Raw genomic sequence first — 10,694 nt, forward strand, 5'->3', positions numbered from 1 at the left:
GGCTAAACTGAAGTCTGTCAGTCAATTTCAGGGATAAAATACCTTTCAGATTAATATTTTTAGAAAACACACTTCAGACCTGAGGAAAATTATACGTTTTTGTTTGTTCCTGAGAAGCAAATTTTTTACTTTTAGCAAAATAATATTTTACAATGCAAGAGACATTAAATTACATCAGCGAAAACAAACAGCGTTTCGTGGATGAATTATTTGAATTATTGAGAATTCCTTCCATTTCTGCAGATCCTGCGTATAAAAATGACGTTTTAAAATGTGCGGAAGTCGTGGCAGAACATCTTAAAAATGCGGGAGCAGATAACGTGGAGGTTTGCCAGACCAAAGGATATCCTATCGTTTACGGAGAAAAAATTTTAAATACAGATTTACCGACGGTTTTAGTATATGGACATTATGATGTTCAGCCTGCAGATCCGTTGGAACTATGGACAAAACCGCCATTCGAGCCGTATATCGAAAAAACAGAACTTCATCCGGAAGGAGCCATCTTTGCAAGAGGTTCGGCAGACGACAAAGGCCAGTTCTTTATGCATCTTAAAGCTTTTGAAGCCATGATGAAAACCAATGCGCTTCCTTGTAATGTTAAATTTATTTTAGAAGGAGAAGAAGAAGTAGGTTCGGTAAGTTTAGGAGACTGGGTGAATGAAAACAAAGAAAAACTTTCTTGTGACTGTATTTTAATTTCAGATACCCATATTTACAGCAACGAGCAGCCTACGGTAACAACAGGTTTAAGAGGATTAAGCTACGTGGAAGTAGAAGTGGAAGGTCCGAATAGAGACCTGCATTCCGGGCTTTATGGAGGAGCAGTTCCAAATCCGATCCACGTACTGTCTAGAATGATTGCAAATCTGATTGATGAAGACGGACATATTACCATCGATGGATTCTATGATAATGTGGAAACCGTTTCAGATTCAGACAGAGCAGATATGAACAAGCTGAAAGATAATCCTGAAGAATTCAAAAAATCTATCGGATTAAACGGTGTGGAAGGAGAAAAAGGATATACTACTTTAGAAAGAACATCTATCCGTCCTACATTAGATTGCAACGGAATCTGGGGAGGTTATATCGGAGAAGGAGCAAAAACAGTAATTCCTTCAAAAGCTTTTGCCAAGATCTCAATGCGTCTGGTTCCTTATCAGACTCCGGAAGAAATCACCGAAAAATTCACAAAATATTTTGAAAAAATTGCTCCTCAAAATGTAAAAGTAAAAGTAACGCCGCATCATGGAGGAATGCCTTATGTTTTACCAACCGATACCAAAGAATTTTTGGCAGCAAAACAGGCAATGGAATCTGCCTTCGGAAAAGAAGTACTTCCATACAGAGGAGGAGGCAGTATCCCGATTACCGCTATGTTTGAGCAGGTTTTGGGAGCAAAATCCGTTTTAATGGGCTTCGGATTAGATTCTGATGCCATCCATTCTCCAAACGAACATTACGGATTATTCAATTTTTATAAAGGAATTGAAAGTATTCCGTTATTTTTCGAGAATTATTCCAAGTAAATTTTAACAATCAATAAATGAGTCCCTTAGATTTTTTTCTAAGGGATTTTTTTTTATATTTAGCATGCTAATAAATTAATTGAAATCTAATTTTTTACTTCCGGAATACTTTCTAATTCCGGCTTTGGATGTGGGGCAATACCGTACTTATAATATTAATGCTTCAGGAAATTCTGTAGCTTATAACTGGGCAATTGATAATTTTAATTTATCTTATTCCAACAATACAATTCTTGCGACTAGAGAAGAAGTTTCTAAAGCAAAAGAAGATATCTTCATCTATCCTAATCCTGCAAAAGATATTGTAACGATTGAAGGTAAAAATAAAATACTTTCAGTATACGTTTATGATCTCTCCGGAAAAAGAATCGATCTTTCTTTAACGGGTAATAAAGTAAATATTTCCGGCTTGGCAACGGGAAATTATGTATTGGGAATTAAAACAGATCAAGGTTTAATTACTAAAAAACTGATTAAAGAATAGAAAAGAAATTGTTTATATTAAAAACGGCTGCATTATCATAAATGCAGCCGTTTTAGTTAAAATAATACATTAAAAATGTGGTATCAGTGTTATATTTTAAATATAATTGTTTTATTTTCAAAATATTATTAATATATTTATAAAACTAAATTTTAATGATATGAGAAAAATTTTACTACTCGGCTCAATTCTGAGCCTGGTCTCAATGAATGCGCAGACCAACATTTACAGCTATGGTTTTGATACCGCTTTCACAAATTGGACAACCTCTAATCAGAGCAGTCCGGTAACCACTTCGGTCTGGACAAAAGCAAACTATGCGACCCCTCTTACAAATCCTCTGTTCGGGAGCGGCAATACCACTACTGTTCCTGTAGGACAGGCAGGAGGTGCCAATTCCTTTGCGTTGGTAAATTACACAAGTACATCAGGAGCGGGGACAATCAGCAACTGGTTATTTACAAATGCGATAGACGTAAAAGATGGAGATATTGTGAGCTTTTATTCCAGAAAGGGAACAGACGGGACGATAGATTATCCCGATCGTCTGGAGCTGAGATAAGCATTGGCAGCCGGTGCGGTTCTTCCTACAACAGGAGCTTCCGCTGTCGGATCTTTTACCAACTTAGGAGTATCTGTGAATCCAAATCTGGCTTCAGGTTTTGTTTATCCTAAAACATGGACCAAATACAGCTTTACCGTTACAGGAGTAGGTGCAAATCCGGTTCCGGTAAGATTTGCCTTTAGATATTACGTTACAGACGGAGGACCAAGCGGAAGCAATTCGGATCTTATAGGAATCGATACTTTTTCTATTGACAGACCTACATTATCTACCAATGATGTTGCCTTAAATGAAAAAAGCATATCTGTATATCCAAACCCTACAACAGATTACATATCCATCAAATCAGTAGACAAATTCAGCAATATCGAAGTTTTTGACATTGCAGGTAAAAAAGTTGAGGTAAAAGTGGAAGGAGATAAGATAAATGTAAAACATCTTAATTCCGGATCATATATCATAAACATGGAATCCAAAGGAAATAAAGTTTCCCAGAAATTCATCAAAAAATAAATTAATTCTATATTATTTTGAAAGCGCTTCGATTCGGAGCGCTTTTTTATTTGAACCAGTAAACTGACAAATGTTAGGCAATAAAAATTACTTTATTTAAAGCATTTTTGTTATTTTTAAGAACTTAAATTTGCAATAATTATGATCGATAATAAAGTAGCATACATCACAGGTGGAACCAAAGGCATCGGTTTCGGAATTGCCAAAATTTTGCTTGAAAACGGAGTTTCGGTTGCATTTTCGGGAAGAAAAAAAGAAGATGTGGAAAAAGCTGAACAGGATTTAAAGCAGATTTCTGAAAACGTTCTGGGAATTGTATCGGATGTAAAAGTTCTTGAAAACGAAGAAAAAGCGGTACAACAGACAAAAGAGAAATTTGGCAGACTCGATTTTGTGATTGCAAATGCCGGTTTGGGAATTTTTAAGCCTGTGGATGAACTTTCTGCTGAGGAATGGAATGATATGATTGAAACGAATCTGACAGGTGTTTTCTACACATTAAAAGCTTCCGTAGAAGAATTGAAAAAAACAGAAGGATATTACATCACCGTTTCAAGTCTGGCGGGAGCCAATTTCTTTGAAAACGGGACGGGCTACAATGCCTCAAAATTTGGCGTAGTTGGTTTCACGCAGGCTGCAATGATTGATTTGAGAAAGTATAACATCAAATCTACGGTAATTATGCCGGGTTCTGTAGCCACGCATTTCAACGGAAATACTCCTTCGGAAAAAGACGCATGGAAAATCCAGCCCGAAGATATGGGGAATCTGGTTTTGGATATTTTAAAAATGAACCCGAGAGTTTTACCGAGTAAGATCGAATTTCGGGCAACAAAACCCGCTAAATAATGACTTTAATGCATTGAATAGTAAAATAATAAGTACTATGCATGCATAATATATTTTTTATTTATATTAGCGAAACATAATTTAACTGAAATTTAAAGTTTCTTTAAATTTTATTGAAGCATAAAAAATAGTACACATGGAACCTAAAAGTTTCATCTGACCATTAAAACAATAAGAACAACATATGAAAATATTAGTTTGTATAAGTAGTGTTCCGGATACTACTTCTAAAATTAACTTTACAGCGGATAAATCTGCATTTGACAAAAACGGAATTCAGTGGGTAATTAATCCTCTTGACGAATTTGCGTTAACAAAAGCAATAAAATTACAGGAATCTCAGGGAGCTACAGTAACGGTAATCAACGTAGGAGATGTTTCTACAGAGCCTGTCGTAAGAAAAGCTTTGGCAATCGGAGCAAACGATGCTGTAAGAGTAAATCTTGATCCTAAAGACAGTTTTTCTACAGCTAAAGAAATTGCAGCAGTTGCACAAAACGGCGGATACGATTTAATCCTTTGCGGTAAAGAATCGATCGATTATAACGGAGGTTCTGTTCCTGGAATGGTCGCTCAGTTATTAAACCAGCCTTTCGTAAACGCATCTGTAGGACTTGACGTAAACGGAAGCGAAGCTACTGCAGTAAGAGAAATTGAAGGAGGTAAAGAAACCATTTCTGTAAAATTACCGGCTGTAATCGCGGGTCAGAAAGGATTGGTAGACGAAAAAGATCTTATCATTCCTAACATGAGAGGAATTATGTCTGCAAGAACAAAACCTTTGCAGGTAGTGGAACCTACTTCTTCTGAGGTGAAAGTTCAGGGAGTTTCTTATGACAGCGTTCCGCCAAGAGCTGCTGTAAAACTGGTTTCTCCGGATAATTTGGATGAATTGGTAAGATTACTTCACGAAGAAGCGAAAGTTATCTAATATTGAGGCTAAGACTGAGTTTTAGATTTAAATTCTAAATCTTAGCCTAAACCTAAACCTTTAATTTTTTAAAATTCAAAAAATGGCAGTATTCGTATACGCAGAAAATATAAACGGAGTTTACAAAAAAGCAGCTTTTGAAGCAGTTTCTTATGCTAAAGCTGTTGCAGATCAGGCTGGAGATACCGTAACGGCGATCTCTGTAAACCCTACAGATTCTTCAGATGTATTGTATAAATATGGAGCATCAAACGTAATCAACATTAAAGACGAAGGTCTTAAAAGTTTCTCCGCTAAAGCTTATGCTCAGGCGGTAAGTGAAGTGGCAAACGGAAACATCATCGTTTTTCCTCACACAACAGATGCTTCTTCAATTGCCCCGATGTTGGCAGTAATGAACGGACATTCTTTAATCACTAATGTATTGGAAGCTCCTGAAAGCCTTTCTCCGTTTCAGGTGAAAAGAAGAGCTTTCTCAGGAAAAGGCTTCATGCATGCAAAAGCAGAAGGAAACGGAGTTATTGTAACGGTTTCTCAAAACGCTTTCGGAGTGAAGGAAAATGCAGTTTCAGGTTCAGAAGAAGTAAAAAATCTGTCTGTTGCAAATGAAGATACTAAAGTAATCTCTCACGAGCAGAGTTCAGGAAAATTAGATCTTAAAGAAGCGGAAGTCGTTGTTTCAGCAGGAAGAGGAATGAAAGGTCCTGAAAACTGGGGAATGGTAGAAGATCTTGCAAACGTTTTGGGTGCAGCTACAGCTTGTTCCAAGCCGGTTTCAGACATCGGATGGAGACCTCACTCAGAACACGTAGGACAAACAGGTAAAGCAATCTCTCCAAATCTTTATATTGCCATCGGTATTTCCGGAGCAATTCAGCATTTGGCGGGAGTGAACTCTTCTAAAACCATCGTGGCAATCAACAGTGATCCTGAAGCACCATTCTTCAAATCAGCAGATTATGGAGTAGTAGGAGACGCTTTCCAGATTATCCCTGCATTAACAGAAAAAATTAAAGCTCTTAAAGGATAAAAAAAAGTGAATTGATAATTGTCAATTATTTCAGATATAAATTTTTAATGGATATCTCGAAAAATTCACTTACAAAGTAAAATTGGCAATGTCATTAATTCACAATTCGCATATAAAAGCCCATTTCGGGCTTTTATTTTTGTCTAAAAAGTAAAAAAAACTTTGAAAAATTAATCTATATTTGTAGCTATGGATTATAAACAGTTAATTATACGCGGGATATCGTACAGCCAGACACAATCCGGGGCGTACGCACTACTATTGGAACATGAAGAAACACATATTAAATTACCTGTTGTTATAGGGAATTTTGAGGCACAATCCATTTCTTTGGGGCTTGAGAAAGACATTCATCCCCCTCGTCCTCTTACACACGATTTATTTACAAAATTTATACATTCTGCAAATTACGAACTTGTATCCGTTATCATCTATCAGATTGTAGACGGCGTTTTCTTCTCAAATATCAACTTTAAAAATAAGGCAACCGACGAAGAGCTTATCTTAGATGCAAGAACTTCCGATGCGGTAGCAATGGCAGTGCGGTTTGATGCGCCTATTTTTACCACACAACAGGTACTGAACGAAGCAGGAATTCTTCTGGAACTGGAAGATGTATCCAAAGAAGAGCAGTCATTTTCCGAAACCGTTCAGGCAGAAGATAATCTGAAATCCATTTCAATGGAAGAATTGCAGAAGTTATTGGATGAAGCGGTAAAAGAAGAAGATTACGATACTGCTCTTGAAATTCAGGAAGAAATCAGGAGGAGAAAGAAAAAAATTGACTAAAAGAGATTATTTATACTGACTTATGAACTTAAAATTACGACTGACCATCTTAAGTTTTCTGCAGTTCTTCGTTTGGGGAGCATGGCTGATTACGATGGCTAATTTTTGGTTCGGTACAAAACATTGGGACGGAGCGCAGTTTGGTGCTGTTTTCGGAACCATGGGAATTGCTTCCATTTTTATGCCGACCATCACCGGAATCATTGCCGACCGTTGGGTAAACGCAGAAAGAATTTTTTCAGCATTACACATTTTATACGGTATTGTGCTTTTCATTCTGCCTCACTCGGCGGATCCCGGTTCTTTCTTTACTGTAATGCTTGTTGCCATGTGCTTTTATATGCCTACAATTGCATTAGCCAATTCAATATCTTATACTATTCTTAAAAACAGTGAGCTGGATGTTGTGAAAGACTTTCCGCCAATCCGTGTTTGGGGAACCATCGGTTTTATTGTAGCCATGTGGATTACCAATCTTACGGGGAACAAAGCTACCGAAGGACAATTTTACATTGCCGGAGCTGTAGCCATTTTCTTAGGAATTTATGCTTTAACATTACCAAAATGTCCTCCACAAAAATTAATAGACAAAGAAGCACCATTGTCGGAGCAATTAGGCTTAAATGCTTTTAAACTGTTCAAAGATTACAAGACAGCTTTGTTTTTCTTATTTTCCATGCTTTTGGGCGCGGCTTTACAGCTTACTAATGCTTACGGAGACGTATTCCTGAGTGAATTTGAACATTTTCCGAAATACGCAGACTCTTTCGTTGTGAAAAGATCTACCATTATTATGTCCATTTCTCAGGTTTCTGAAACTTTATTTATTTTGGCGATTCCTTTCTTTTTAAAGCGATACGGAATTAAAAAAGTAATGTTGATTTCAATGTTTGCCTGGGTTTTAAGATTTGGTTTCTTTGCTTATGGAGTTCCGGAAGGATATGGTTTAGGTTTAATCATTCTTTCCTGCGTGGTTTACGGGATGGCTTTCGATTTCTTTAATATTTCAGGATCACTTTTTGTGGAAACCACTACCGATAAAAAAATACGTTCCTCGGCTCAGGGATTATTCATGATGATGACGAACGGTTTCGGAGCGGTTTTCGGAAGTTATGCAGCAGGCTGGGCAATCGATAAATTCTTCACCCACAAATTTACTACCGCTTCTTCACTGGCAAATTATCTTGAAACAACACCGGACAACCAGACTTTTTTAGGAATTCTGCAAAAGAGTTTCAATTCTGCGGTAAATCCGGACGGAACGTTATCTTCTATTGTAATGGTAAAAGACTGGCATAATATCTGGCTTTCTTTCGCAGTCTATGCGTTGGTTTTAGCTCTTTTATTTGCTGTTCTGTTCAGACACAAGCATACCCCTATTCAGACATCAGATATCAAACATTAATTTTATCGTATTGATAACGAATATATTAAATTGCACTTTCAGAAAAAGTGCAATTTTTTTTGATATTCAGGCAACCCTTTCAAAAATATCTCGTCTTATAAACAGAAACTAATTAATGAAGAATTTAGAAGAGAATTTTAAACTGGCAAAAAAGCAGGATCGGAGAAATAAGAAAACTTTTAAATTAAAATTCTTAAAAGGAACATAGTAGTCATATAAAATATAGCAAGATATTCCAGATAGGTTAAATATTTTTCTTTTTTGGGAGAAAATTTTCTTTAAACACGATCCTCTTAATATTTTCGTGAAAAAAGATTTCACACCCATATTTAACGATCATGCAAAAATTAATAATAAATATGGCGTTCAGATAGGATTGGAGCTGTTATATATCAATTTTTAATATGAATCTTCATCATAGAAAAACACACTTTTTGGAGTGTGTTTTTTTTTGTATTTTGGCACTTTAAGAAATATGAAAAATATTCAGTTATTAGGATTGGTGTTGGTGGTTGCAGGAAGTTTTCTGCCGCTCGTTCACGTTCCCATCATCGGAAACTGGAACTATTGGAAGCTCGATCATTCTCTGGCAATAATCTGTTGGATTTTGTCTGCTGGAGCCCTGTTTGGTATTGCAAACAATAATGCAAAAGTTTCGAAGATTTTTGGAGTTCTTTTAGCCGTCCTGTTTATTTTTACACTCATCGCTGTAAAACTTCAGGCTTCAGATTACTTCAGCTTTATGCCGTTTAAATCCTGGCAGGATAAACTGGCAGGAATTGTAAAGTTAAAATGGGGCTGGATCTTAGAATTTTTAGGAGCATTCATGATCATTTTGGTTAAAAATAATAAAGTAAAAGCATAATTCACGTATGAATTTTTTTAAAATATTTTCGATCGGAGTATTTTTTTTGGGTGCATCTTACGTAAATGCACAGACGAAGGTAACAGCAAAAAATAAACCTGTTGACAATCCTGCAAAATGCGCCAACATCAAAGAAGGAAAATTCTTTAGAATGAATTATCCTCCCAATCTTTGGTACATGACCGTAAAAGATAATATACAGACCGAATATTATAACGACGGTAAAGATTTTATAAAATTATCCATGGTTTTTGTAGGAGACTGCGATTATAAATTAGTCGTTGTTGAAAAAAGCGAAAAAGAACATCCCATAAAAGTTGGCGATGTTTTAAGCAATAAAGTTCTTGCCACGCAGGATAATTATGTAAAAATTCAGTCAAAATTCGAGAACGATACCTACGATTTTGTATTGGTAAAAGTAAAAGAAAATAAAAAATAAACAGCCGGATCATATAATTCGGCTTCAACTAAACGTAAAAAATAGAATTATAAAAAATGAAAGAAGTATTCATCGTTTCCGCAGTAAGAACTCCGATGGGAAGTTTTTTGGGAAGTTTATCAGCAGTTCCTGCAACTAAACTGGGAGCAGTTGCTGTAAAAGGAGCATTAGACAAAATCGGTATGGATCCTAAGCAGGTTCAGGAAATCTATATGGGGAACGTATTACAGGCGGGAGAAGGACAGGCTCCGGCGCGTCAGGTTGCTTTGGGAGCAGGACTTTCAAATGAAACACCTTCTACTACGGTAAATAAAGTTTGTGCATCCGGAATGAAAGCAGTTTCTATGGCTGCACAGGCAATTAAAGCAGGAGATGCAGACGTAATTGTTGCAGGAGGGATGGAAAATATGTCCTCAGTTCCACATTACTATAACGCAAGAAATGCGGCAAAGTTGGGCGATGTAAAAATGCAGGACGGAATGGTTCTGGACGGACTTACTGACGTTTACAACAAAGTTCACATGGGAGTTTGTGCAGAAAAATGTGCAACAGATTACAGCATTTCAAGAGAAGAGCAGGATAATTTCGCCGTAGAATCTTACAAAAGAGCAGCAAAAGCCTGGTCTGAAGGTAAATTTGCCGATGAGGTTATCCCTGTGGAAATCCCTCAGAGAAAAGGAGATCCTGTCATTTTTGCAGAAGATGAAGAATATAAAACCGTAAATTTCGACAGAATTCCTTCACTTCCTACAGTATTCAAAAAAGAAGAAGGAACAGTAACGGCAGCAAACGCTTCTACATTAAACGACGGAGCTTCTGCTTTAATCCTTGTTTCTAAAGAAAAAATGGAGGAACTGGGACTTAAGCCTTTGGCAAGAATCGTTTCTTACGCAGATGCAGCACAGGCTCCTGAAGATTTTACAACAGCACCTTCAAAAGCTTTACCCATTGCGCTTAAAAAAGCAGGTTTAGAGCTTACAGACATCGATTTCTTCGAATTCAACGAAGCTTTCTCTGTTGTAGGTTTGGCAAACAACAAAATCTTAGGGCTGGATGCTTCTAAAGTTAACGTGAACGGTGGAGCTGTGGCAATTGGTCACCCTCTTGGAAGTTCAGGATCAAGAATCATTGTTACTCTCATTAACGTTTTGAAGCAGAATAACGGTAAATACGGTGCCGCTGCAATCTGTAACGGAGGTGGCGGTGCTTCTGCAATCGTTATCGAAAATATTCAATAATCATTGATATTGATACATTCAGAATCCGGAAGTTTTACTTTCGGATTTTTTTTT

11 protein-coding genes and 1 pseudogene are annotated in these 10,694 nt (G+C 36.8%); all 12 read left to right on the top strand.

Annotation, left to right across the window (positions count from 1 at the left end; all coding sequences use genetic code 11):
- Positions 1–152: 152 nt before the first annotated feature.
- The 12 genes and pseudogenes from QWT87_RS20470 to QWT87_RS20525 all read left to right on the top strand — a co-directional run bounded on the left by QWT87_RS20470 (position 153) and on the right by QWT87_RS20525 (position 10,640).
- Positions 153–1,532, top strand: coding sequence for a dipeptidase (locus QWT87_RS20470; protein ID WP_185204657.1), 1,380 nt, complete (start codon positions 153–155; stop codon positions 1,530–1,532).
- Between the two features lie 79 nt (positions 1,533–1,611).
- Positions 1,612–2,016 carry a T9SS type A sorting domain-containing protein gene (locus QWT87_RS20475; protein ID WP_302718528.1) on the top strand — a complete coding sequence of 135 codons (405 nt, stop codon included), beginning with the start codon at positions 1,612–1,614 and terminating at the stop codon, positions 2,014–2,016.
- Positions 2,017–2,221: 205 nt separating this feature from the next.
- A pseudogene (locus QWT87_RS20480) lies at positions 2,222–2,821 on the top strand (choice-of-anchor J domain-containing protein); the annotation flags it as partial.
- A gap of 60 nt (positions 2,822–2,881) precedes the next feature.
- Positions 2,882–3,094, top strand: a complete 213-nt coding sequence (locus tag QWT87_RS20485; RefSeq protein WP_302718538.1) for a T9SS type A sorting domain-containing protein — start codon at positions 2,882–2,884, stop codon at positions 3,092–3,094.
- Between the two features lie 141 nt (positions 3,095–3,235).
- The gene (locus QWT87_RS20490; protein ID WP_302718529.1) at positions 3,236–3,943 is read left to right on the top strand and encodes an SDR family oxidoreductase; all 708 of its coding nucleotides are present in this window, start codon (positions 3,236–3,238) and stop codon (positions 3,941–3,943) included.
- Positions 3,944–4,127: 184 nt separating this feature from the next.
- The gene (locus QWT87_RS20495) at positions 4,128–4,874 is read left to right on the top strand and encodes an electron transfer flavoprotein subunit beta/FixA family protein (protein WP_116099204.1); all 747 of its coding nucleotides are present in this window, start codon (positions 4,128–4,130) and stop codon (positions 4,872–4,874) included.
- Between the two features lie 82 nt (positions 4,875–4,956).
- Positions 4,957–5,904 (top strand): electron transfer flavoprotein subunit alpha/FixB family protein, encoded by a 948-nt coding sequence (locus tag QWT87_RS20500; RefSeq protein ID WP_302718531.1) that lies wholly within the window; start codon positions 4,957–4,959, stop codon positions 5,902–5,904.
- Positions 5,905–6,093: 189 nt separating this feature from the next.
- Positions 6,094–6,693 carry a bifunctional nuclease family protein gene (locus QWT87_RS20505; protein ID WP_087710346.1) on the top strand — a complete coding sequence of 200 codons (600 nt, stop codon included), beginning with the start codon at positions 6,094–6,096 and terminating at the stop codon, positions 6,691–6,693.
- 22 nt (positions 6,694–6,715) lie between these two features.
- A complete protein-coding gene (locus QWT87_RS20510) occupies positions 6,716–8,098 on the top strand; it encodes a nucleoside permease (protein WP_302718533.1) in 1,383 nt (460 codons plus the stop codon).
- Between the two features lie 475 nt (positions 8,099–8,573).
- Positions 8,574–8,963: a hypothetical protein gene (locus QWT87_RS20515; protein ID WP_302718535.1), complete on the top strand. Its 390-nt coding sequence runs from the start codon at positions 8,574–8,576 to the stop codon at positions 8,961–8,963.
- 7 nt (positions 8,964–8,970) lie between these two features.
- The gene (locus QWT87_RS20520; protein WP_116099199.1) at positions 8,971–9,402 is read left to right on the top strand and encodes a hypothetical protein; all 432 of its coding nucleotides are present in this window, start codon (positions 8,971–8,973) and stop codon (positions 9,400–9,402) included.
- Between the two features lie 56 nt (positions 9,403–9,458).
- The gene (locus QWT87_RS20525; protein ID WP_302718537.1) at positions 9,459–10,640 is read left to right on the top strand and encodes an acetyl-CoA C-acyltransferase; all 1,182 of its coding nucleotides are present in this window, start codon (positions 9,459–9,461) and stop codon (positions 10,638–10,640) included.
- Positions 10,641–10,694 lie beyond the last annotated feature (54 nt).

Origin of the sequence: Chryseobacterium urinae, from assembly GCF_030518295.1 — a bacterium.
Lineage (GTDB): Bacteria > Bacteroidota > Bacteroidia > Flavobacteriales > Weeksellaceae > Chryseobacterium > Chryseobacterium mucoviscidosis.

Coding starts and splice junctions, on each gene's coding strand:
- QWT87_RS20510 (WP_302718533.1), top strand. CDS start 6,716: ATGAACTTAAAATTACGACTGACCATCTTAAGTTTTCTGCAGTTCTTC.
- QWT87_RS20515 (WP_302718535.1), top strand. CDS start 8,574: ATGAAAAATATTCAGTTATTAGGATTGGTGTTGGTGGTTGCAGGAAGT.
- QWT87_RS20490 (WP_302718529.1), top strand. CDS start 3,236: ATGATCGATAATAAAGTAGCATACATCACAGGTGGAACCAAAGGCATC.
- QWT87_RS20470 (WP_185204657.1), top strand. CDS start 153: ATGCAAGAGACATTAAATTACATCAGCGAAAACAAACAGCGTTTCGTG.
- QWT87_RS20500 (WP_302718531.1), top strand. CDS start 4,957: ATGGCAGTATTCGTATACGCAGAAAATATAAACGGAGTTTACAAAAAA.
- QWT87_RS20505 (WP_087710346.1), top strand. CDS start 6,094: ATGGATTATAAACAGTTAATTATACGCGGGATATCGTACAGCCAGACA.
- QWT87_RS20520 (WP_116099199.1), top strand. CDS start 8,971: ATGAATTTTTTTAAAATATTTTCGATCGGAGTATTTTTTTTGGGTGCA.
- QWT87_RS20525 (WP_302718537.1), top strand. CDS start 9,459: ATGAAAGAAGTATTCATCGTTTCCGCAGTAAGAACTCCGATGGGAAGT.
- QWT87_RS20495 (WP_116099204.1), top strand. CDS start 4,128: ATGAAAATATTAGTTTGTATAAGTAGTGTTCCGGATACTACTTCTAAA.